19 protein-coding genes are annotated in these 21,933 nt (G+C 68.7%); 9 read left to right on the top strand and 10 right to left on the bottom strand.

The window, feature by feature from the left end:
• Positions 1–12: 12 nt before the first annotated feature.
• From EV649_RS22210 to EV649_RS22200, 3 genes are read right to left on the bottom strand one after another with little or no spacing between them, the layout of a single operon-like run.
• Entirely contained in the window at positions 13–963 is a 951-nt protein-coding gene (locus EV649_RS22210; RefSeq protein WP_130385477.1) for a tRNA (adenine-N1)-methyltransferase, read from the bottom strand.
• 40 nt (positions 964–1,003) lie between these two features.
• The gene (locus EV649_RS22205) at positions 1,004–2,158 is read right to left on the bottom strand and encodes a site-2 protease family protein (RefSeq protein WP_241998524.1); all 1,155 of its coding nucleotides are present in this window, start codon (positions 2,156–2,158) and stop codon (positions 1,004–1,006) included.
• Positions 2,159–2,193: 35 nt separating this feature from the next.
• Positions 2,194–2,985, bottom strand: a complete 792-nt coding sequence (locus EV649_RS22200; RefSeq protein ID WP_130385476.1) for an intradiol ring-cleavage dioxygenase — start codon at positions 2,983–2,985, stop codon at positions 2,194–2,196.
• A 129-nt stretch (positions 2,986–3,114) separates the two neighbouring features.
• Here EV649_RS22200 and EV649_RS22195 point away from each other — a divergent pair, with 129 nt between their 5' ends.
• From EV649_RS22195 to glpK (EV649_RS22175), 5 genes are all read left to right on the top strand, one after another.
• Positions 3,115–4,002 (top strand): PD-(D/E)XK nuclease family protein, encoded by an 888-nt coding sequence (locus EV649_RS22195; protein WP_130385475.1) that lies wholly within the window; start codon positions 3,115–3,117, stop codon positions 4,000–4,002.
• Positions 4,003–4,051: 49 nt separating this feature from the next.
• Positions 4,052–4,816: an ABC transporter ATP-binding protein gene (locus EV649_RS22190; RefSeq protein WP_130385474.1), complete on the top strand. Its 765-nt coding sequence runs from the start codon at positions 4,052–4,054 to the stop codon at positions 4,814–4,816.
• Positions 4,816–7,338: an ABC transporter permease gene (locus EV649_RS22185; RefSeq protein WP_130385473.1), complete on the top strand. Its 2,523-nt coding sequence runs from the start codon at positions 4,816–4,818 to the stop codon at positions 7,336–7,338. The genes EV649_RS22190 and EV649_RS22185 overlap by 1 nt, the downstream gene beginning before the upstream one ends.
• Before the next feature lie 83 nt (positions 7,339–7,421).
• Entirely contained in the window at positions 7,422–8,174 is a 753-nt protein-coding gene (locus tag EV649_RS22180; protein ID WP_130385472.1) for an IclR family transcriptional regulator, read from the top strand.
• Positions 8,175–8,219: 45 nt separating this feature from the next.
• On the top strand, positions 8,220–9,740 hold the full coding sequence (gene glpK, locus EV649_RS22175; protein WP_130385471.1) for a glycerol kinase GlpK: 1,521 nt from the start codon (positions 8,220–8,222) through the stop codon (positions 9,738–9,740).
• A 55-nt stretch (positions 9,741–9,795) separates the two neighbouring features.
• Here glpK (EV649_RS22175) and EV649_RS22170 read toward each other — a convergent pair whose 3' ends face one another.
• The 4 genes from EV649_RS22170 to EV649_RS22155 all read right to left on the bottom strand — a co-directional run bounded on the left by EV649_RS22170 (position 9,796) and on the right by EV649_RS22155 (position 14,679).
• Positions 9,796–11,508 (bottom strand): glycerol-3-phosphate dehydrogenase/oxidase, encoded by a 1,713-nt coding sequence (locus tag EV649_RS22170; protein WP_130385470.1) that lies wholly within the window; start codon positions 11,506–11,508, stop codon positions 9,796–9,798.
• 34 nt (positions 11,509–11,542) lie between these two features.
• Positions 11,543–13,060: a glycerol kinase GlpK gene (gene glpK / locus EV649_RS22165; protein WP_130385469.1), complete on the bottom strand. Its 1,518-nt coding sequence runs from the start codon at positions 13,058–13,060 to the stop codon at positions 11,543–11,545.
• A gap of 36 nt (positions 13,061–13,096) precedes the next feature.
• Entirely contained in the window at positions 13,097–13,933 is an 837-nt protein-coding gene (locus EV649_RS22160; RefSeq protein WP_130385468.1) for an MIP/aquaporin family protein, read from the bottom strand.
• A gap of 134 nt (positions 13,934–14,067) precedes the next feature.
• Positions 14,068–14,679 carry a VOC family protein gene (locus EV649_RS22155; protein WP_130385467.1) on the bottom strand — a complete coding sequence of 204 codons (612 nt, stop codon included), beginning with the start codon at positions 14,677–14,679 and terminating at the stop codon, positions 14,068–14,070.
• Positions 14,680–14,917: 238 nt separating this feature from the next.
• Between EV649_RS22155 and EV649_RS22150 the strand changes: the two genes are divergently transcribed.
• From EV649_RS22150 to EV649_RS22135, 4 genes are read left to right on the top strand one after another with little or no spacing between them, the layout of a single operon-like run.
• Positions 14,918–16,204 (top strand): alpha/beta hydrolase-fold protein, encoded by a 1,287-nt coding sequence (locus tag EV649_RS22150; RefSeq protein WP_130385466.1) that lies wholly within the window; start codon positions 14,918–14,920, stop codon positions 16,202–16,204.
• Positions 16,201–17,004 carry an SGNH/GDSL hydrolase family protein gene (locus EV649_RS40855; protein ID WP_157996283.1) on the top strand — a complete coding sequence of 268 codons (804 nt, stop codon included), beginning with the start codon at positions 16,201–16,203 and terminating at the stop codon, positions 17,002–17,004. The genes EV649_RS22150 and EV649_RS40855 overlap by 4 nt, the downstream gene beginning before the upstream one ends.
• Positions 17,005–17,022: 18 nt before the next feature.
• Entirely contained in the window at positions 17,023–17,529 is a 507-nt protein-coding gene (locus EV649_RS22140; RefSeq protein WP_130385464.1) for a SigE family RNA polymerase sigma factor, read from the top strand.
• Positions 17,526–18,698: a hypothetical protein gene (locus EV649_RS22135; RefSeq protein WP_130385463.1), complete on the top strand. Its 1,173-nt coding sequence runs from the start codon at positions 17,526–17,528 to the stop codon at positions 18,696–18,698. Before EV649_RS22140 ends, EV649_RS22135 begins: the two co-directional genes overlap by 4 nt.
• Positions 18,699–18,707: 9 nt before the next feature.
• On the opposite strand, the gene EV649_RS22130 is transcribed toward EV649_RS22135, so the two are convergent.
• From EV649_RS22130 to EV649_RS22120, 3 genes are read right to left on the bottom strand one after another with little or no spacing between them, the layout of a single operon-like run.
• Positions 18,708–19,754, bottom strand: a complete 1,047-nt coding sequence (locus EV649_RS22130) for a dipeptide ABC transporter ATP-binding protein (protein WP_130385462.1) — start codon at positions 19,752–19,754, stop codon at positions 18,708–18,710.
• Positions 19,755–19,765: 11 nt separating this feature from the next.
• Complete coding sequence (locus EV649_RS22125) at positions 19,766–20,839, bottom strand: ABC transporter ATP-binding protein (RefSeq protein ID WP_130385461.1); 1,074 nt, start codon at positions 20,837–20,839, stop codon at positions 19,766–19,768.
• Positions 20,836–21,849, bottom strand: coding sequence for an ABC transporter permease (locus EV649_RS22120; RefSeq protein ID WP_130385460.1), 1,014 nt, complete (start codon positions 21,847–21,849; stop codon positions 20,836–20,838). Before EV649_RS22120 ends, EV649_RS22125 begins: the two co-directional genes overlap by 4 nt.
• Positions 21,850–21,933: the final 84 nt, after the last annotated feature.

Below are 21,933 nucleotides of genomic sequence, written 5' to 3'. Positions count from 1 at the left end.
GGAGTCCGTTGCCTACGGCATGTCGCCGGAAGTTTCTGCAGATGCTTCGGACGACGGCTCCGCACGGCGCGGTCCGGCGTAGTCGTCGCCGTAGGCGCCCGGTGCCGGACGACGCTTCTTCCGGGGTGCCTGCACCCCGTGCGCCATCCTCCGGGCGGTGACCAGGAAGGCCGTGTGTCCTTGCATCCGGTGGCCCGGACGGACGGCGAGACCCTCTACATGCCAGTCTCGCACGAGTGACTCCCACGCGCGCGGCTCGGTGAATTCGCCGTGTGCCCTCAGCGTCTCCACAACACGGCTCAGCTGCGTTGTAGTAGCCACATAGGCACAGAACACACCACCAGGTGAAAGTGCCTCAGCGACCGCGTCAACGCACTCCCACGGCGCCAGCATGTCGAGGATGACACGGTCGACGTCCTGCTCGTTCAGCTTCTCCACCAGGTCGCCCACCTCGAGGCGCCAGGCCGGATGCTCGCCGCCGAAGAAACCGGTCACATTCTTCCGCGCGACCTCGGCGAAGTCCTCGCGGCGCTCGAACGAGATCACCTGGCCCTGGATCCCGACCGCCCGCAGCAGCGCGGTGGTCAGCGCGCCGGAACCGGCGCCGGCCTCGACCACCTTCGCGCCCGGGAAGATGTCGGCCATCGTGACGATCTGCGCGGTGTCCTTCGGGTAGATCACGGCGGCGCCGCGCGGCATCGAGACCGAGTAGTCGGCCATCAGCGGCCGCAGCGCGAGGTACTCGACGTTGCCCTTGGACCTGATCACCACGGCGTCCGGGCCGTCGATCAGCTGGTCGTGCTCGATCCCGCCCTTGGTGGTGTGGAAGGTCTTCCCGCGCTCCAGCTTGACCGAGTGCCGGCGGCCCTTGGAGTCCTGCAGGGTGATCCACTCGCCCTCCTGCAGGGGTCCGTGATGGACTCCGGAGAACGCCTGGTCGGGAAAGTCGCGCAAGTCAGCCATAAGGCGCTCACCTTAACTTTCGGTCACCGGAACCGAAGAATCAGCGGCCGCGGAAAGCGCGTTCTACGTCGGCGGTCGCGAGGACGCCGTACACGCCGCCGTCGGCGTCCAGGACCAGGTACTCCGAGGACGGGTGCTCACGGAGTGTGGCGAGGATCTCCTCGCCGGTGTCGTTGACGCCGATGATGTGGCCCGCGCCGATCCGGGTGGAGACCTCGCTGACCGTGGTCCACGGGCGCTGGTTCGGGGCGACCGCGGCGACCGCGGTCTCGGACACCAGGGCGTGCGGCTTGCCGTCGCCGTCGATCACTACGACCGCGCCGGCGTGCGCTTCGCCGGCGAGCCGGACGGCCTCAGCCAGGGGCGTACCGGAATGTACGGCGATGGCGCGGCGGGCCATCGTCCGGACCTGGAGGGCGGGCAGCTTGCGCCGCAGCCGGGCCTGCATGAGGGACGCGGTCGAGCCGGACCAGAGGAAGAAGCCGACCAGCAGGGCGATGAGGAAGTCGATCATCGACGGTGGCCGGTCCCAGATCTCCTCGAGCAGCACCGGGAGCGCCAGCACCGCCATCGCGAGAATCCGCCCGGCCCACGCGGCCGCGATCGTGCCGGTGTGCATGTTGCCGGTGAACTTCCAGACGATCGCCCGCAGCACCCAGCCGCCGTCCAGCGGCAGGCCGGGCAGCAGGTTCGTGACGCCGACGATCAGGTTCGCGACGCCGAGCTCCCACAGGGCGACGTACCCGACGCCCTCGTCGAAGGCGCGAGACCCGAGGTAGGCGAGGCCGCCGACGATCAGGGACGCGATCGGGCCGACGACCGAGACCGCGAACTCCTCGAGCGGTGACTTCCGCTCACCTTCGATGTGCGTGCCGGCCGCGAAGAAACCGAGGTTGATCTCCGAGACGCCGATGCCGAACCGCATCGCCATCAGCGCGTGCGCCAGCTCGTGGATCAGGATCGACACCGTGAACGCGATCACGAAGGCGAACGCGGCGACGTACCGCCAGTTGCCGAGCTCCGGGAACTGCTGGCCGATGATCGCGGCGAAGCCGATCGCGAGCAGCATCGCCACCGGCAGCCAGGTGAAACGCATGGTCAGCCGGATGCCGCGGACGCGCCCCAGCACCCACGTTCCGGGCGGTGGTGGACCGGCCGGCTGGGCGGGGTTCTGAGGGTCACGCGAGTCTGGCATCAACCCAACGCTACTGGGCCGGTGTTAACTCGCTGCTACACACCCACCGTCAGCGTGGCGACGTACCCGCCGGAAACGTCTCCGGTGACGGTCGCGAGCTGGTGTACGCCGGCGTCGTCGCCGAACACGTTGTCGTTCTCCAGCGACGTCTGGCTGAGGTTCTGCGCGCTGCCGTCGTACCCGTCAGTGGCGTAGACGGTGCTGCAGACGTCCTTCGGGAGGGCGAGCTGCGACGTACGGGTGATCTGGCCGGCCTTGGTGGCCTCGGCGGTGGAGGCGTAGACCTCGAAGTGGATGTGCGGCCAGCGGCCCATGTACGCGGCCGGGAAGATCGTCGTGAAGGTGACCTTGCCGGAGCCGTCCGCGGCCTGGACGCCGCGGAGGTAGTTCTCGTTCGTGACGCCGTCGGAGTACAGCGAGTACCGGCCCTGGGCGTCGCAGTGCCACAGGTAGACGGCGGCGCCTTCGAGGGCCTTGTCCTGGTCGGCGTCGACGACGGTGAGCTCGACGGTCAGCGGTACGCCGGTGGCGACGCCGGACGCGGAGCCGAACGACTTGGTGATGTCGCTGCGGACGATGCCGGACTGGGTGAGGACGTTGGGCCCGTTCGAGCCGTCGCCCGGGTACGGGCCGCCGGTCTCCTGCGGGATCTCGTCCACGTCCGTGGACGCAGCGGTCGTCGTCGTACTGTCGTCCGTCGCGCAGCCGGCCACCGCGGCGAGGCCCGCGGCCGTGAACAGGCCGAGGAAGCGGCGGCGGTGCAGGGTTGCGAGGTCGTACTCGAGACCGCGGTCGTGGTTCGGAGGAGGCTGCTTCGGTGGCGTCATGCATCGAGCATGACAACGCGGCCCGCAGGGCGGCCGTGAGTCTGCTGGGAGTTTCCTGTGAAGCGGTTTTCCACAGGCTCGGGGTGGGGTGCGGGCGAACTGTCGGTGGTTGTGCCTAGGGTTTGGGACATGAGCGCTGCAGCTGCTGTCGATCCGCACGTGCATCCGCGTGGGGCGTTGTCGCCGTCCCGGGCCGCGGACTTCATGAGCTGCCCGCTGAAGTACCGGTTCCGAGTCGTCGACCGCCTGCCGGAGAAGCCGTCGGCGGCCGCGGTCCGCGGGACCGTCGTGCATGCGGTGCTGGAGCGGCTGTTCGATCTGCCGCGCGGCGAGCGGACGCTGGAGCAGGCGGCGCAGATGCTCGAGCCGCAGTGGCAACGACTGCTGGAGGAGGAGCCGGAGGTCGCGGAGCTGTTCGCCGAGGACGCGAACGGCGAGGAGCTGGCGAAGTGGCTGGCCGAGGCGCACCAACTGCTCGGCAAGTACTTCGCACTCGAAGACCCGAACGCGCTGGAGCCCGCCGAGCGGGAGCTGTACGTCGAGACCGCGTTGGACTCCGGTCTGGTGCTGCGGGGGTACGTCGACCGCCTCGACGTCGCGCCGACCGGAGAGATCCGGGTGGTCGACTACAAGACCGGTCGTTCGCCCTCGGAGTTCTTCGAGGCGAAGGCGCTGTTCCAGATGAAGTTCTACGCGCTGGTGCTGTGGAAGCTGCGCGGCGTGGTGCCGGCGATGCTGCAACTGGTCTATCTGGGCAACGGCGAGATCGTCCGCTACGTCCCCGACGAGGCCGACCTGCGCGCCTGCGAACGCAAGGTCTCCGCACTCTGGGTCGCGATCACCAGGGCCCTCGATTCAGGCGACTGGCGCCCCAGCCCAGGTCCGCTGTGCGACTGGTGTGACCACAAGCCCATCTGCCCGGCCTGGGGCGGCACACCCCCGCCGCTCCCGACTCGCTCGGTGGAGGAAGTCGCCGCCGAGTCGGCAGGCATAGACCTGATCACAGTCGACGGTTAGTCCTGCCCTCGCCCCGGTAGAGGAACCCTGGGTGGATACGGTTCGTCGCATGAGTGTGGGCGATGTGGCGGTGCGAGCGACCGGCGTCTGGAAGCGGTACGGCGGTGGCCTCACCCAGGTGGATGCGCTGGCCGGCGTGAGCGCGGACTTCGGGAAGGGCCGGTTCACCGCGATCATGGGGCCGTCGGGCTCCGGCAAGTCGACGCTGCTGCACTGTCTCGCAGGGCTGGACAAGCCGTCCGACGGCAAGGTCTTCCTCGGTGACGTCGACCTGACCACGCTGCCGGAGAAGCAGCTCACGCATCTGCGCCGCGACCGGATCGGCTTCGTGTTCCAGGCGTTCAACCTGGTCCCGACGCTGTCCGCACTGGAGAACATCACGCTCCCCCTCGACCTGGCCGGCCGCAAACCCGACCAGGACTGGCTGACCACGGTCGTCGACACGATCGGCCTGATGGACCGCCTCCACCACAAGCCGTCCGAGCTGTCCGGCGGCCAGCAGCAGCGCGTCGCCTGCGCCCGCGCGCTGGTCTCCCGCCCGGACGTGGTATTCGCCGACGAGCCGACCGGCAACCTCGACTCGCGGTCCTCCGGCGACGTCCTCGACTTCCTGCATCGCTCGGTCCGGGAGTTCAACCAGACCGTCGTGATGGTCACCCACGACCCGACCGCCGCGTCGTACGCCGATCGCGTCCTGTTCCTGGCCGACGGACAGCTGCAGTCCGAGCTGGACGACCCGACGGCGGAGTCCGTCCTCGACGCGATGAAGCAGCTGGAGAACCGGCACGACACCGCGGACGAGCTGGCCGGCTGATGTTCAAGCTCGGCCTCCGTTCGGTGCTCGCGCACCGGCTCCGCTTCGTGCTGTGCACGCTCGCCGTCACCCTTGGCGTCGCGTTCGCCGGCGGCGCGATGGTCTTCACCGACAGCCTGTCCACGGCGCTGAAGAAGAACTTCGCGGTGAGTACGGCCGATGTCACGGTCACGCCGGCGTCCCCGATCGAGACCGGTACGGACCGCCCCGCGACCTTCCAGATCGAGGTCGTCGACCGCATCGCCGCCGTACCCGGAGTCGCTGCCGCGATCCCGCAGCTCCTGGTCAGCAACGTGCAGATCCTCGGCCCGGACGGCAAGCCGCTGGAGAACTACGGTCTGACGTCCTTCGGCGCCGCCTGGCCGCGGGACCCCGGTGCGGCGCCGTTCAAGCTCGTCGACGGTACGGCGCCCTGGGGCGGCGGCCAGCTCGCACTCGACGAGTCGACCGCGAGCCGCGCGGGCTACCACGTCGGTGACCAGGTCCGGATCGTCACGCCGACCCGAGCAGTCACCGCGACGCTCACCGCGACCACGACCCCCGTGCAAGCCGGTGCGGCAGCCGGCGCACCGCTGGTCAGCTTCGACGGCGCGACCGCTCAGCTGCTGCTGCTCGGCAAGCCCGGCTGGACGTCGGTCACCGTCTCGCTCAAGCCGGGCTCCGATCCTGCCGCGGTCAGCAAGGCGATCGCGGACACCATCGGCGACTCGGTCAAGGTCCGGACCGCGCAGCAGGTCACGACCGACGGCGAGCACGACCTGGACAACACCTTCGGCGGGTTCGGCACCGTGCTGCTGCTGTTCGCCGGCCTCGCGCTCTTCGTCGGCGGGTTCCTGATCGTCAACACGTTCGCGATGGTCGTCGCGCAGCGGTCCCGGGAGCTCGCGATGCTCCGCGCGATCGGCGCGTCCCGCGGCCAGATCACCGGCACGGTGCTCGCCGAGAGCGTCATCATCGGCTTCGTCGGAGCAACGCTCGGCCTGCTGGTGGGCATCGCCGTGGCCTCCGGCATCCGGTTCGGCTACGAGCTGCTCGACCTGCGCATCCCGACCGCGTCGCTGCAGGTCACACCGACCACGATCATCGCCTGCTACCTGATCGGCATCGGCGTGACGGTCGCCGCCGCGGCCCCCGCCGCCCGCCGGGCCGGCAAGCTCCCACCGGTCGCGGCGATGCGCGACGACGTCCACGTCCCTGAACGTTCGCTGCTCGTCCGGGTGCTGATCGGCGCCTTCATGCTGCTGATGGCCGTCCTCTTCTTCGGTATCGGTGTCGGCGCCGGCGGACTCCCCGGCACCGTCCTGATCACGCTCGGCACCGGCACCGCCGTCCTCGCGATCGTGATGCTCAACCCGCTCATCAGCCGGTACGTCGTCCGCGCGCTGATGTACCCGTTCGGCCGCAAGGCGCCGGTCACCCTCGGCCGCCGCAATGCCGAGCGGAACCCACGCCGTACGTCGGCCACCGCGTCCGCGCTGATGATCTCCGTGGGGCTGATCAGCGGCCTGCTCGTGATCAGCGCCTCGGTGAAGGCGTCGATCGACAAGAGCGTGGTCGACGCGCTGGGCACCGCCGAGATCCTCGTCACGAACGACGGCACCCCCAGTTTCGGCACCGAGGTCGGCGACCGGACCGCGAAGGTCCCGGGCGTCCAGTCCGTGCAGCGGGTCCGGCAGCAATCCGGTGAAATCGGCAGCACGAACGTCCAGGTAACCGGAGTCAGCGACGGCACGCTGGCCGGGCCGGTCACGACCACGTTCGACGCCGGCTCCGCCGCGGCGCTCGCCGCCGGCCAGGCGATCCTCCCCCGCAACCTCGCCAAGACCCTGAAGCTCACCGTCGGCAAGCCGTTCGACCTGAAGACCACGAACGGCACCCATCGTCTGACCGTCGGCGGGGTCCTCGCCCCGAACCGGCAGCTGAACGCCATCGTCGTGTCGCTCCCGACGTACGCGACGATCGGCGGGTCGCCGAGCGACAACCTGCTGTACGTCGAAGTTGCCAAGGGCAACCAGGTGGCGGAGGTCCGGACCGGGATCCTCGACCAGCTGCGCAAGGACTACCCGACGATCGAGGTCCGCGACCAGGAGGCGTACGCCGCGGTCGCGCGAGAGCCCGTGAACGGCGTACTGATCGCGGTCGGGTTCCTGCTCGCGATGGCGATCCTGATCGCGCTGCTCGGCATCGTGAACACTCTCGCGCTCGGCGTGGTCGAGCGCACCCGCGAGATCGGCCTGCTGCGCGCGATCGGGATGGACCGGCCGCAGCTCAGCCGGATGCTCCGGGTCGAGTCGATCGCGATCACCTTGCTCGGCGCGTTCCTCGGTCTGGCGATCGGCGTCGCGTTCGCCGTCGCGGTGCAGTCGGCGATGGTGGACGACGGCCTCGCGGTCCGCGACATCCCGGTGCTGCAACTGGTGATCGCCGTCGTGCTCGCGATCGTGTTCGGCGTACTGGCCGCGGTCTGGCCGTCACGTCGCGCAGCCCGACTCGACGTACTGCAAGCGATCGCTTCAGAGTGATCATTCGGGCCATCGTTCAGGTGATCGTCCGGCGTGACGCGTGAGGTGGAGCCAGACCAGTGATTCACAGGTAGCCTGCCGGTGTGCCGGGGACCGTGCAGTCGATCGAACGGGCCGCGGCGGTGCTGCGACTGCTCGCCGCCGCGCCTGACGGGTTGGGGGTCGCTGATCTCGGCAACGCGCTCGGCCTGGCGAAGACGACCGTGCACGGGATCCTCCGGACGCTGCACCAGGTCGGGTTCGTCGAACAGGACCACAGCGGCGCGCACTACCACCTGAGCGACGCGTTCGGCCGGCTCGGCGAGAGCTACCTCGACCCGAACGAGCTCCGCAGCCGCGCGATCAACTGGGCCGACTCGCTGGCGTCGCGCAGTGGCGAAGTGGTACGCGTCGGCCGCCTCGTCGAGGGCAAGGTCGAGGTCGTGCACCACGTCTTCCGGCCCGACGACAGCGATCAGAACCTCGACGTCGGTACGACGCTGCCGCCGCACGCGACCGCACTCGGCAAGGCGGTCCTGGCGTACGACACCAGCGCCCGGCCGCGAAGCCTGGAGGCGTACACGACGCGGACCATCACCGATCCGGTACAGCTGAGCGAAGAGCTCGCGACGGTCCGGTCGCGCGGGTGGGCGACCGAGTTGGAGGAGCACACAGTCGAACTGGCGAGCATCGCGGCGCCGATCCGGGGACTCGGCGGACTGGTCGTCGGCGCGGTCGGACTGGCCGGCCGGATCGAGCGCATCTGCGACAGCCGCCTCCGGCACCGCGGCGACCTGGTCACCATGGTCCGCGCCACCGCCGACGCCATCGCCCGCGACCTCCGGGACGACACATGACTGCCGGCGTGATCGGGCGGGACCGGGTGAGTGGGGGGTGGGGGCATGGCTGAGCAGTATGTGGCTGCGGTCGATCAGGGGACGAACTCGAGTCGGTGCATCCTGTTCGATCGGCGCGGGCGGCTGGTGTCGGTGGCGCAGCGGGAGCATCGGCAGTTGTTCCCGCGGCCGGGGTGGGTCGAGCACGACGCCGAGGAGATCTGGCGGAACGTGGCTCGCGTGGTGCCCGCGGCGATCCGGCAGATCGGCGCCGCGCCGTCGCAGGTGGTTGCCATCGGCATCACCAATCAACGCGAGACGAGCCTGCTGTGGGACCGACGTACCGGACGTCCGATCGGGCACGCGGTGGTCTGGCAGGACACCCGGACCGACCGGCTGGTCACCGAGCTGGCCGGTGACGAGGGCGCGGACCGGTTCGCGGATCTATGCGGTCTGCCGCTGACAACGTACTTCTCCGCGCCGCGGATCAAGTGGATGCTCGACCACACCCCCGGTCTGCGGCAGCGGGCCGAGCGCGGCGAGGTCCTGTTCGGGACGATGGAGACCTGGCTGATCTGGAACTTCACCGGCGGCCCGAACAGTCAGGCGCAGCACGTCACCGACGTCACCAACGCCAGCCGGACGATGCTGATGAACATCGAGACCCTCGAGTGGGACGACAAGCTGCTCGAGGCGTTCGACGTACCGCGGGCGATCCTGCCCGAGATCCGTCCGTCGTCCGGGGTGTTCGCGACCGCAACCGAAGTACTCCCAGGAGTCCGGATCGGTGCGGCGCTCGGCGACCAGCAGGCGGCGCTGTTCGGGCAGACCTGCTTCAGCGCGGGCGAGGCGAAGTGCACGTACGGTACGGGGTCGTTCCTGCTGCTGCACACCGGGCAGGAGATCGTCCGGTCCAAGCACGGGATGCTCACGACGGTCGCGTACCAGATCGGTGACCAGCCGGCGTCGTACGCGCTCGAAGGCTCGATGGCGGTCACCGGGTCGCTCGTGCAGTGGTTCCGCGACGGGCTCGGGATGATCCACACCGCGGCCGAGATCGAGACGCTCGCGCGGACGGTCGATGACAACGGCGGCGCGTACATCGTGCCCGCGTTCTCCGGGCTGTTCGCGCCGCACTGGCGCAGCGAGGCGCGGGGCGTGATCGCCGGGCTGACCGGCTACATCACCAAGGGGCACCTGGCGCGCGCCGTCCTCGAGGCGACCGGGTTCCAGACCCTCGAGGTGGTCGACGCGATGAACGCCGACTCCGGGATCGCGCTGACCGCGTTGAAGGTGGACGGCGGGATGACGGCCAACAACCTGCTGATGCAGTTCCTCGCCGACCTGCTCGACGTACCTGTGGTCCGTCCGATGGTGACCGAGACGGTCTCGCTCGGAGCGGCGTACGCCGCCGGACTGGCCGTCGGCTACTGGCCCGACCTGGAAGGTCTGCGCAGCAACTGGCACCGCGCCGGCCAGTGGATGCCGCACATGGATCCGGCCCGCCGCGCCACCGAGTACGCCAACTGGCAGGCCGCCGTCCAGCGCACCTTCAACTGGATCCGCACCGAGGACCAAGAGCCGTAACAGGTAAAGATCTTGGGGAGGGCTGACGCTGGCAGCCCTCCCCACCCCTCCGGTCTTAGGCCGGCGAGACGATGTCCGGCGCTTCGAGCCGGACCTTGTCGGCGGACTCGTCGTCGGGCTGGTCCTGCGAATCGCGTTCGGACTCGACCCGCCGGGTGTAGAACGAGACCTCGCGGTCGATCGTCGCCTCGTCCCAGCCGAGGATCGGCGCGACCAGCCGGGCGGCCGCCTCGGCAGCGCCGACGCCGCGGTCCCAGGCCTCGATCGAGATCCGGGTACGCCGGGCCAGGATGTCGTCGAGATGACGAGCGCCCTCGGCCTTCGCGCCGTACACGATCTCGGCCTTCAGGTAGTCCTGCGTGCCGGGCAGCTGCTCGCCCAGCGACGGGTCCTCGGCGACGAGCTCGAGGACCTCGTCGATCAGCGCGCCGTACCGGTTGAGCAGGTGTTCGATCCGGGCGACGTGCAGGCCGGAGCGTTGCGCGATCAGTTGCCGCTGGTTCCACAGCGCCTGGTAGCCGTCCGCGCCGACCAGCGGGATGTTCTTCGTGACACTGCGCGGCACCCGTCCGTCGAGCGCGTCCGCGGCCGCGTCGATCGCGTCCTTGGCCATCACCCGGTACGTCGTGTATTTGCCACCGGCAACCACTACGAGACCCGGTGCCGCATGTGCGACGACGTGTTCGCGGGACAGCTTCGACGTACTCTCCGACTCGCCGGCGAGCAGCGGCCGCAGACCGGCGTACACACCCTCGACGTCCTCGCGGGTGAGCGGTGTGGTGAGGACGGCGTTGACGTGGTCGAGCAGGTACTCGATGTCCTTGCTGGTCGCGGCGGGGTGCGCCTTGTCCAGATGCCAGTCGGTGTCCGTGGTGCCGATCAGCCAGTGCCGGCCCCACGGGATGATGAACAGCACGGACTTCTCGGTCCGCAGAATCATCCCGGTGCTGGACTGGATCCGGTCCTTCGGTACGACGAGGTGGATGCCCTTCGACGCGCGGACGTGGTACTGCCCGCGCTCCCCCACCATCGCCTGTGTGTCGTCGGTCCAGACACCGGTCGCGTTCACGACCTGCTTGGCCCGGACCTCGAACTCGCGACCGCTCTCCAGGTCCTTCGCCTGGACGCCGGTGACCCGCTCGCCCTGGCGCAGGAAACCGGTGACCTTCACCCGGTTCGCGACGAAGGCGCCGTACGACGCCGCGGTCCGGGCGAGCTCCATAGTGTGCCGCGCGTCGTCGACCTGCGCATCGTAGTACTGCAGCGCGCCGATCAGTGCGGACTTCTTGAGCGACGGCACGAGCCGCATCGCGCCGCGCCGGGTCAGGTGCCGGTGGATAGGCAGTCCGGCGCCGAGGCCGGAGCTGACCGCCATACCGTCGTACAGCGCGACGCCGGCGCCGGCGTAAAACCGCTCCCACCAGCGGTGCTGCAACGGGTACAGGAACGGCACCGGCTTCACCAGGTGCGGTGCCAGGCGTTGCAGGAGCAGACCGCGCTCCTGCAACGCCTCGTGCACCAGCCGGAAGTCGAGCATCTCCAGGTAGCGCAGGCCACCGTGGATCAGCTTGCTGGACCTGCTGGAGGTGCCGCTCGCGAAGTCGCGGGCCTCCAGCAGTCCGGTGGTCAGGCCGCGGGTCGCAGCGTCGAGCGCCGCGCCGGTGCCGACCACCCCGCCACCGACCACCAGGACGTCCAGTTCGCGCCCGTCAGCCACCGCGTCGATCGCGTCGGCCCTTGCTTGCGGTGACAGAGCCACTACAGCCACTGTGTTCGTCCTTCCGAGCTAGTTGTACTGCTGATCAGTCGACGTCGACCCAGTCAAGCGTGCGCTGGACGGCCTTCTGCCATCCGGCGTACCCCTGGGCGCGCTGTTCGTCGTTCCACTGCGGCTCCCACCGCTTGTCCTCGTTCCAGTTCTGCACCAGCTCGTCCTTGGTCTTCCAGAACCCGACGGCCAGTCCGGCCGCGTACGCCGCGCCGAGCGCGGTGGTCTCCGCGACGACCGGCTTGCTCACCGGTACCCCGAGGATGTCGGCCTGCATCTGCATGCAGAGCTCGTTCGCCGTCACACCGCCGTCCACCTTCAGTACGTCGAGCCGCACGCCGGAGTCCTTCTCCATCGCGTCCGCGACGTCCTTGCTCTGGTAGCAGATCGCTTCCAGTGTCGCGCGCGCCAGGTGCGCGTTGGTGTTGAACCGGGACAGACCCACGATCGCGCCGCGGGCGTCGGACCGCCAGTACGGCGCGAACAGGCCGGAGAACGCGGGCACGAAGTACACGCCGCCGTTGTCCGCGACCTGACGGGCGAGCGTCTCGGTCTCGCTGGCACCGGAGATGATGCCGAGCTGGTCCCGCAGCCACTGCACCGCGGACCCGGTGACCGCGATCGAGCCCTCCAGCGCGTACACCGGGGCCTCGTCGCCGAACTTGTAGCACATCGTGCTGAGCAGACCGGCCTTCGAGCGGACCAGCTCGGTGCCGGTGTTCAGCAGCATGAAGTTACCGGTGCCGTAGGTGTTCTTGGCCTCGCCCGGGTTGAAGCAGACCTGACCGACGGTCGCGGCCTGCTGGTCGCCGAGGTCACCGGTCAGCGGCACCACACCGCCCACCGGCCCGTTCGCGAGCGTCTCGCCGTACATGTTCGGGTCCGACGACGGCCTGATCTCCGGCAGCATCTGCCGCGGGATGTTGAAGAAGCTGATCAGCTCGTCGTCCCAGTCGAGGGTCTCGAGGTTCATCAGCATCGTGCGGCTGGCGTTCGTCACATCGGTGATGTGCACACCGCCGTTCACGCCACCGGTCAGGTTCCACAGCAGCCAGGTGTCGGTGTTGCCGAACACGGCGTCACCAGCCTCGGCCGCCGCCCGGACGCCGTCGACGTTCTCGAGGATCCACTGCACCTTGCCTGCCGAGAAGTACGTCGCGGGCGGCAGGCCGGCCTTCTGCCGGATGACGTCGCCCTTGCCCTCGCGTTCGAGCGCGGAGGCGATCCGGTCGGTCCGGGTGTCCTGCCAGACGATCGCGTTGTAGTAGGGCCGGCCGGTCTTGCGGTTCCAGACCACGGCCGTCTCGCGCTGGTTGGTGATCCCGAGCGCCACCAGGTCGCTCGCCTGCAGACCCTTCGAGCCCAGCGCGGTCTGGATCACCGAGCTGGTCCGCTCCCAGATCTCGACCGGGTTGTGCTCGACCCATCCGGCCTGCGGCAGGATCTGCTCGTGCTCGAGCTGGTGGATGCCCACCTCGTTCCCGGAGTGGTCGAAGATCATGAAACGGGTGCTCGTGGTGCCCTGGTCGACGGCGCCGACGAAGTCAGCCATGGAAAGTCCTCTCCTCACGCTGCTCACGCTGGATGCTCATGCTGTGGTGTTCTCCTCCGGGATCCGGCCCGGCTCCTCGTCCTCGTCGGCGATCGGAAGGTTCCGGCCAACCAGGAGGTCGTACAGGAACGCACCGACCAGCGCGCCGAGGATCGGTGCCACGATCGGCACCCAGAAATACAAGTCCCCGAACTGATCCTTGAGTGCTCCTCCGTACCCGGTGATCAACGAGGCGACCCGGGGACCGAAGTCACGGGCCGGGTTGATCGCGTACCCGGCGTTGGTGCCCCACGCCATCCCGATCCCGACCACCAGCAGGCCGACCAGCAACGGAGCCATGTTCGCCGCCGGGGACGTGTTGCGCAGGTCGGTGATCGCGAGGATCACGAACATCAGGATCGCCGTACCGATGATCTGGTCCCGGAAGCCGCCCCACATGTGGACGCCGAGATCCATGCTGCCGTTGCCGGGCAAGGTGGAGAAGATGCCCTGCGTCTTGATGGTGTGCCCGGGGTCCACCTTGCCGATCGCCTCGGTGTAGTTCCAGCGAACCACGAGCGCCGCCAGGAACGCCCCGAGGAACTGCGCCACGGAGTACGGCAGCACCTTCTTCCAGCTGAACCCGCGGAACGCCGCCAGCGCGATCGTCACCGCCGGGTTCAGATGCGCGCCTGTCATCCGGCCCGCGGTGTAGATGCCCAGGGTCACGCCGAGACCCCACGCCCACGAGATCGAGTCGTGGTCCCCGATCCCGCCTGCCACCACCTGCGCCACCACGCCGACGCCGAACAGGATCAGGATGAACGTGCCCGCCAGTTCCGCCGAACACTCCCCCAGAAGGGTCTTCGCTTTGACCGCTTCGGTCGTAGCCATACCGAACCTCCCTTCCCCGCCGTGACGACCACGGCTTGCTGGAATGTAGGAGCGATCGTGAGGCGGCACAACGCCCATCGTTCGACATTGTCGAACGCCTGGCAGCAGACGTCTGGCTGCGACACTCAGTGATCTCACCGCAGCGAGTAGGTACCTCCCGGCCCGGCGACCGTGGCCTGCAATCCAGGCTCACCCGCCACCACCCGCAGGCCGACCTCCAGAGCCTCGAGTACGGCGTTGACCTCGTCCGGACGTGGATGCGTCGCCCCGAAGTCGACCAGTTCCACCGACGGCAACCCCGACCCGGCCGGATGCCGGCTCGTCCCCCAGTCGATCAGGAACGGCACGATCCCGTCGTACGGCGCCGGGTACGCCGAGGTCAGCCGCCAACTCAGCAACTCCCCCGCCGGCGTCCTCCGACTCATCGGCTCGATCGGCCCCAGATCCGCACCGGCCTCCCGCGCCCCAACCACCGCGGCCTCGATGTCCGCCGGCCGAACCGCCCACGTCACCAGCCGCGACCCCTCAAGCCCCTCGATCCCGAACGGCATCGCCCCCGCAACCGGCTGCTCCACATCAGGCCCGATGATCTCCAGGTACGACGCAGCCCCCAACGCGACCAGATAGTTACGAGTTCCCCGCCCCACATGCCGCCCACCCTCAACAGGCTCAACCCCAGTAGCCGCAGCAAACCCCGCCACGCTCCCCTGAAGATCGTCCGTAGCCAACACCAGATGATCAAGCATGCCCCGACCCTACGACGTACGACGCCGGCACGACTCGCCCTTGGTGGAGAGTTTCCAGCACATCGGTGGAGAGATTCTGGCGCTAGCGCAGGAAAATCCTCCTACCAACCACCCGCCCATCAGCCTTGCTTCGACTCGGAGGCTGAGTAATCGCTGAGAGGGGTGGAGGTGGGCGTGCCAACCGATTGACCGGGTCCGGCGTCTGGGGTTTGGGTCTGCTCAGGTTTCGGAGGGTCGGATGAGTGTGTCGCTGCTTGGGGGATGGTTTCCGGTGGTGCTGGAGGTGCTGGCTGCCGGGGTGTTGGTTGCGGCGGTGGGGTGGCGGGATCGGCGGTGGCGGCGGCGGGTGCCTTGGTTGGCTGGTGGGGCTGCGCTGGTGACTCTGGTGGCGGCTTATCCGGGGGCCAAGTTGGTTGGGCTGACGGATCCGCTGCCGTTTGTGGTGTGGTTGTGGTTCGGGGTGGCGGTCGGAGCGTTGATTGTGCTGGGGGTCGGGTGGCGAAGTGCTCGGTGGTGGCGGCGGGGGGCGGCGGTCGTTGCGGCGGGGTTGGCGGTGTTGGTCGGTGCCAACGGGATCAACCAGTTTGTGGGGTACTACCCGACGATCGACTCCGCGGTGAACGACTGGACGAACACTCCGCTGCCGGGTCAGGTATCGATGTCGGGACTCGCGCACGATGCCCGCTCGACGAAGGTGCCCTCGGCCGGGCGGCTGGTCGCGGTGAACATTCCCGCGACGTACAGCCACTTCGAGCACCGGCAGGAGCTCGTGTACCTGCCGCCGATCTGGTTCGTCCGCGGCGCGCACCGGCAAGCGCTCCCGGTCGTCGAGATGATCGGTGGCGAGCGCGGCGGCCCGGGTGACTGGGTGCGGCTCGGTAACGCCGTAAAGGTGTCCGACGCGTACGCGCACCGCCATCACGGGTACGCGCCGATCCTGGTCTTCGTCGACGCCACGCATCGCTTCGACAACGACACCGAGTGCGTGAACGGGCCGCGGGGCAACTCCGCCGACCACCTCGACGAGGACATCCCGCGGTACGTCGAGAAGACGTTCGGCGCCTCCACCAACCCGAGTCAGTGGGCCGTCGCCGGGTTCTCGATGGGCGGCACCTGCGCCCTCGACCTGGTCGTCGAGCACCCGGACGTGTTCGGCCACTTCGTCGACATCTCCGGCGACCTCGCGCCGTACACGACGACGCCGGCCGCCAGCCTGCACGATCTGTACGGCGGCGACGTGGCGCTCGAGAAGGCCAACGAACCGCTCCTCGTGATGCGTGCCCACGGCAAGTACCGAGGCGTCAACGGCCTCTTCCTGACCAGCACCGCGGAGCTGCGCCACCAGCACGAGGCGGAAGAACTGTCCAAGGCCGGGGCCAAGGTGGGCATCTGGTCCAGGGTCGAGATCTCCCCCGGCACGCACGTGTGGCAGTTCGCCGCGCCCGCGTTCGCGTCGGCCTATCCTTGGCTCGCGAACCAGCTCGTCCTTCCCCAGCACGAAGGGAGCCACACCAAACCGGCGTGATCCACACACTCCGACGGCTCGCCGCCGGCCTGCTCGTGCTCGCGTTCGTCAGCGCGATCACCGGCGCCGACACGGTCAGCGAGATCCTCCCACCGCCTGCCGCAGGCCAGGTCTGGGTGGTGGCCCTCGGCGACTCGGTCACCTCCGGCTCCAACTGCGACTGCGCAGCCTTTCCCCAGCTGTACGGCGACCTGCTCCACGACCGCTCCGCCATACCGGTCACGGTCGACAACCAGGGCGTCGCGGGCCTCGACTCGACCGGTCTGCTGCGGGAACTCGACCAGCGCAACTCCCCCGTCGAGCAGGCCACGAAAGCCGCGAACGTCGTACTGCTCACGATCGGCGCGAACGACTTCGGCGACCACCACGACGACGTCACCAGCGGACAGTGCACCGGCGACTGCGTGTCCGACGAGTACGAGCAGCTGACCGCCAATCTCGGCCGGATCCTGAGCCGGGTGCACGCGCTCCGCGGCGACCTGCCGACGACGATCCTGATGACCGGTTACTGGAACGTCTTCAAGGACGGCGACGTCGCCAAGCAGCAGTACACCCCAAGCGGCCGGATCGCCAGCGACCAGCTCACGGTCCGCACGAACACCGCGATCGCCGCCGCGGCGCGGGCCGACGATGCGACGTACGTCGACATCTACACGCCGTTCGAGGACAGTGCCGACATCACCGCCCTGCTGGCCTCCGACGGTGACCACCCGGACGCGGCCGGTCACGCGCTCATCGCCCGGCTGCTTCTTGCTGCAACGCCCAACCCTTTGCCTACGTCCCCACGTCAGGGAGGGTAGACGGACCAAGGGGGACAGATGGCCGAGGCGACCGCGTTCGCCGAGTTCGCGACCAGCAGGCACGGCGCGCTCTTCCGGTACGCGTACCTGCTGACGAGCGACCGCGGCCTCGCCGAGGACCTCGTCCAGGAAGCGCTGGTCAAGACGTACGTCGGCTGGCACCGCCTGCGCGATCCGAACAACGCCGAGGCCTACACGCGCCGCGTGATCACCACCACCGCGATCGGCTGGTGGCGCCGGAAGTCCTGGCGGGCGGAGCGGCCGTACGACGACGTACCCGATCAGCCCGTCAGCGCCGACGACACGACAGCCCGGGTCTGGCTGTGGCGCGAACTGCAGAAGCTCCCGCCGCGGCAACGGGCCGCGCTGGTGCTGCGGTACTACGAAGACCTCACCGAACCACAAACCGCCGAGATCCTCGGCTGCAGCGTCGGGACCGTGAAGAGCCAGGTCTCCGACGCGCTGAAGAAGCTCCGGGCCCGCCTGGGCTCCGACGTCGTGCTGAAGGCAGGGATGACCGAATGAACGACCTCCTCAGGGACACCCTGGCCGAACGGGCTGCCGGCACCGAGCCGCCGCCGCTCGACCTCGACGGCATCATTGCGGCCGGCAACCACCGGGCCGCGCGGCGGCGCACGCTCGGCATCCTCGGCGGTGCCGTCGCGACCGCGGCCGTGGCCGTCAGCGGAGCGAGTGTGCTGAGGCCGCGCAACGAACAACCCCAGCCGGCCTGGCCCGGGCCGTTCACGCAACGCCGCGCGACCTTTGCACTGGGCAACGAGATCCACTACGGCTCCGAGGTCATCTCGGTGGCGCCGCACACGGTGACCGCTTTCGTCCAGACCGACGCGGGCTTCGTGTTCCTGAACGCCGAGAACGCGATCCACGTGGCCGACCGGTCCGGCGTGCGGAGCCTCGGCAAGAGTGCCTGGCGACTCACCGCCGACCACCGCGGCGATCTGGTTGGCTGGGTCGAGACCCACAACGACCAGGGCGAGTCGATCGTGTACGACGTCGCCGCGGGCCGCGAACTCGTGCGGACCCCGATCGGCAACAAGATCCCGAAGTACGCCAGCATCGCCCACGGCCCGGAGATCGTCGCGATCGACGGCAACACGGCGTACTTCGGAACGCTGGACGGCCTGTACCGCTGGGACATCCGCACCAACCGGGGCGAGTTCGTGGCCAAGGTGTCACCCGTCGCGGTCCGCACTGTCACAGCAGGCCAGATGGTCTACCAGCAACCACTCGAACAAGCCGACACCGGCCACGACCTGAAGGTCGGCCCGACACTGACCAGCGGAAACCCGACCACGTACGTCGGCCAGCAGGCGTTCCTCTCACCCGACGCCAGGTACCTCGTGACCCAGGCCGACGACGCGCAACCGGGCGCCTGGCCGCTCTGGGCCGGAATGAACCTGTTCGGCGTGACCGCCACCCGCGACGCTGCAATGCCCCGCGAGTACTCGGCGTACCGCTTCGGCCAATGGCTCGACGAAACGACCTTCAGCGCTGTCGGTGTCCGACACGGAAGCCTCGTGGACGTGGTCAGTCTGATCACCTACAACGCACGAACGAGCGCCCTCAGTGTCGTCGCGCGAAACTTCTCCACCTGGACCTTCAGCAAGACCGCACCACGAACAACGCCGTTCGCCCTACCCACCGGCAAGCCGATCATCGATCGGGCCGAATGATCAGCTGGCCTATTCCGCCTTGGCGGTGGGCTGCTCGACGTTTTCCGGGAAGTGGCAGGCGGTCTGGTGACCCGGGGCGAGCTCGACCAGCGGCGGCTCCGTGGTCTTGCAGATCTCCTGCGCCTTCCAGCAGCGGGTGTGGAAGCGGCACGCGGGCGGCGGGTTGATCGGGCTGGGGACGTCGCCCTGCAGCCGGATCCGCTCCTGCTTGCCCTTCCGCTTGGTGTCCGGCACCGGTACGGCGGACAGCAGCGCGACCGTGTACGGATGCATCGGCTTCTCGTACAGGCTGACCCGGTCGGCCAGCTCGACGATCTTGCCGAGGTACATGACCGCGACCCGGTCCGACACATGCCGTACGACGGACAGGTCGTGCGCGATCATCACGTACGTCAGGTCGAACTCTTCCTGCAGGTCCTCCAGCAGGTTCACGACCTGCGCCTGGATCGACACGTCCAGCGCGGACACCGGCTCGTCGGCGACGATCAGCTTCGGCCGGAGCGCCAGCGTGCGCGCGATCCCGATGCGCTGCCGCTGACCGCCGGAGAACTCGTGCGGGTACCGGTTGTAGTGCTCCGGGCTCAGACCGACCAGCTCGAGCAGCTCCTGCACGGCCCGTTTGACGCCGTGCTCGGTCTTCACGTTCTGCAGCCGGTACGGCGCGCCGACGATCTTGCCGACCGTGTGCCGCGGGTTCAGCGAACCGTACGGGTCCTGGAAGATCATCTGTACGTCGCGGCGCAGCGGACGCATCCGCCCCTCGCTGAGGTGGCTGATGTCCCGCCCCTCGAACACGATCTTGCCGGACGTCGGCTCGAGCAGCCGGGTGAGCAACCGGCCGGTGGTGGTCTTGCCGCAGCCGGACTCCCCCACCAGCGACAGCGTCTCGCCGCGGGTCACGTTGAAGGTCAGGCCGTCGACCGCCTGGACGGCGCCGACCTGGCGCTGCAGCAGCCCCTTGCGGATCGGGAAGTGCTTGACGAGGCCGTCGACCGACAGGATCTCCTCGCCGATCGCGGGGACGGCGGGAGTTGGTTCGGCGTCAGTAGTGGTCACAGTCGTCCCGTTCACAGCTTCGGCTTGATGTCGGTCTCCCACGCCTTCTGGCGCTCCTGCGGGGAGAGATGGCACGCGACCAGGTGGCCGTTACCGGTGTCGAGCAGCTCCGGCCGCTCGGTCTCGCTGGCGCCGCCGTTCAGGTGCGCGTAGTTGCAGCGCGGGTTGAACGCGCAGCCCTCCGGGACGTTGATCAGGCTCGGCGGCGTGCCCTTGATCGGGATCAGCCGCTCGGAGCGCTCCCGGTCGATCCGCGGCATCGACCCGAGCAGACCCCAGGTGTACGGGTGCTGCGGCCGGTCGAAGATGTCCTCCGCGGTGCTGTACTCGGCCGCGCGGCCGGCGTACATCACCTGGATGTCGTCGGCCAGCTCGGCGACCACGCCGAGGTCGTGGGTGATGATAATGACGGCGGAGTTGAACTCGCGCTGCAGGTCCCGGATCAGGTCCAGGATCTGCGCTTGCACGGTGACGTCGAGGGCCGTCGTCGGCTCGTCGGCGATCAGCAGGTCGGGGTCGCAGGACAGCGCCATCGCGATCATCGCGCGCTGCCGCATGCCGCCGGAGAATTGGTGCGGGTACGCGTCCACGCGGCGATCGGGCTGCGGGATGCCGACCCGGTCGAGCATCTCGATCGCGTGCTTCTTCGCGACCGCCTTGCTGACCTGGTTGTGCACCCGGTACGCCTCGACGATCTGCGTGCCGACTGTGTAGAACGGGTGCATCGCGGACAGCGGGTCCTGGAAGATCATCGCCATCCGCTTGCCGCGCAGCAACCGGACCTCTTCCCGCGACGCCGTCACCAGATCCTGGCCGTCGAGGAAGATCTGCCCGCTGATGTTCGCGATACCAGGCGGGTGCAGGCCCATGATCGACAGGCTGGTGACGCTCTTGCCGGACCCGGACTCGCCGACGATGCCGAGCGTCTTGCCGCGCTCCAGCTGGAACGAGACGCCGTCGACGGACTTCACCACGCCGTCGTCGGTCGGGAAGTGCACCTTCAGGTCGCGGACGTCGAGGAAGGCTTCGCCTCGCTCGACCCGCTGCGGGGAGTCCTGAACGACTTCTTCGATAGGTTCGGTCACGAGATTCGCACCCTCGGGTCGACGACGGCGTACAGAAGGTCAACGACCAGGTTCGCCAGCACGATGAAGAACGCGGCAACCAGAGTCACGCCGAGCACCTTCGGCAGGTCGTTGGCCCGCAGCGCGATCACGGCGTACTGACCGATGCCGGGCAGCGAGAACGTGGTCTCGGTGAGGATCGCGCCGCCCATCAGGAGGCCGAGGTCGAGACCGAAGATCGTCAGGATCGGCGTCAGCGCCGACCGCAGGCCGTGCCGCAGCACCACGGTCCGCTCGGTGAGCCCCTTGGCGCGGGCAGTCCGGACGTAGTCCTCGTTCATCGTCTCGAGCATGCCGGCCCGGGTGAGTCGCGCGTACGCCGCCGCGTACAAGAAGGCCAGCGTCACCCACGGGAGGATCAGGTCGTACGCCCACCACAACGGGTTCGTCTCGTCGAGTGGGTTGATGCCGCCCTGCTGGGTCCAGCCGAGGCCGTAGCTGAAGATCGACAGCGACAGCAGGCCGGTGAAGAAGATCGGCAGCGACACGCCTGCCAGCGCTACCGACATGAGTGATCGGTCCAGCACCGACCCACGTCTCAGTGCCGAGATGACACCGGTTCCGACACCGGTCAGGAGCCAGATGAATGCCGCCCCGCCCGCGAGTGAGGCTGTCACCGGTATTCGCGCGACCAGGTCCGGCCAGACCGGCTGCTGGGTCAGGAACGAGTAGCCGAAGCACGGCGCCGGGCAGCGCTCGGTTCCGGTGCCGTAGTTGTAGTCCTGGCCGACCACGAGGCCTTTCACGAATCGGCCGTACTGCACGTAGAGAGGGTCGGTGAAGCCGAGCCGGACCGCCGTGTTGTGGATCTGCTCCTGCCCCGCGCTCTTACCGACGTAGCGGCCGGCCAGGTCGTCGGCGGTGGCGCCGCCGAGTCTCGGGACGAGGAAGAAGATCGCGAACGTGACGGCCGTGACGATGAAGAGCAGGAGTACTGCTCCGATCACCCGGCGAACTAGATATGCGAACACCGTGCTCGGCGTGGTGGCCGGTGATCATCGCTGATCACCGGCCACCCTCAGCCTTCACCTACCTCTACTGGTGATTGTTGTTCA

The organism is Kribbella sp. VKM Ac-2569, from assembly GCF_004216905.1.
Lineage (GTDB): Bacteria > Actinomycetota > Actinomycetes > Propionibacteriales > Kribbellaceae > Kribbella.
Note: the sequence above shows the minus strand (reverse complement) of the source record. Positions and strands in the feature narration are given on the sequence as shown.

Excerpts from the sequence above, each read along its gene's own strand:
- EV649_RS22210 (WP_130385477.1), bottom strand. The coding sequence starts at position 963 with ATGGCTGACTTGCGCGACTTTCCCGACCAGGCGTTCTCCGGAGTCCAT.
- EV649_RS22205 (WP_241998524.1), bottom strand. The coding sequence starts at position 2,158 with ATGCCAGACTCGCGTGACCCTCAGAACCCCGCCCAGCCGGCCGGTCCA.
- EV649_RS22200 (WP_130385476.1), bottom strand. The coding sequence starts at position 2,985 with ATGACGCCACCGAAGCAGCCTCCTCCGAACCACGACCGCGGTCTCGAG.
- EV649_RS22195 (WP_130385475.1), top strand. The coding sequence starts at position 3,115 with ATGAGCGCTGCAGCTGCTGTCGATCCGCACGTGCATCCGCGTGGGGCG.
- EV649_RS22190 (WP_130385474.1), top strand. The coding sequence starts at position 4,052 with ATGAGTGTGGGCGATGTGGCGGTGCGAGCGACCGGCGTCTGGAAGCGG.
- EV649_RS22185 (WP_130385473.1), top strand. The coding sequence starts at position 4,816 with ATGTTCAAGCTCGGCCTCCGTTCGGTGCTCGCGCACCGGCTCCGCTTC.
- glpK (WP_130385471.1), top strand. The coding sequence starts at position 8,220 with ATGGCTGAGCAGTATGTGGCTGCGGTCGATCAGGGGACGAACTCGAGT.
- glpK (WP_130385469.1), bottom strand. The coding sequence starts at position 13,060 with ATGGCTGACTTCGTCGGCGCCGTCGACCAGGGCACCACGAGCACCCGT.
- EV649_RS22160 (WP_130385468.1), bottom strand. The coding sequence starts at position 13,933 with ATGGCTACGACCGAAGCGGTCAAAGCGAAGACCCTTCTGGGGGAGTGT.
- EV649_RS22155 (WP_130385467.1), bottom strand. The coding sequence starts at position 14,679 with ATGCTTGATCATCTGGTGTTGGCTACGGACGATCTTCAGGGGAGCGTG.
- EV649_RS22150 (WP_130385466.1), top strand. The coding sequence starts at position 14,918 with ATGAGTGTGTCGCTGCTTGGGGGATGGTTTCCGGTGGTGCTGGAGGTG.
- EV649_RS22140 (WP_130385464.1), top strand. The coding sequence starts at position 17,023 with ATGGCCGAGGCGACCGCGTTCGCCGAGTTCGCGACCAGCAGGCACGGC.
- EV649_RS22135 (WP_130385463.1), top strand. The coding sequence starts at position 17,526 with ATGAACGACCTCCTCAGGGACACCCTGGCCGAACGGGCTGCCGGCACC.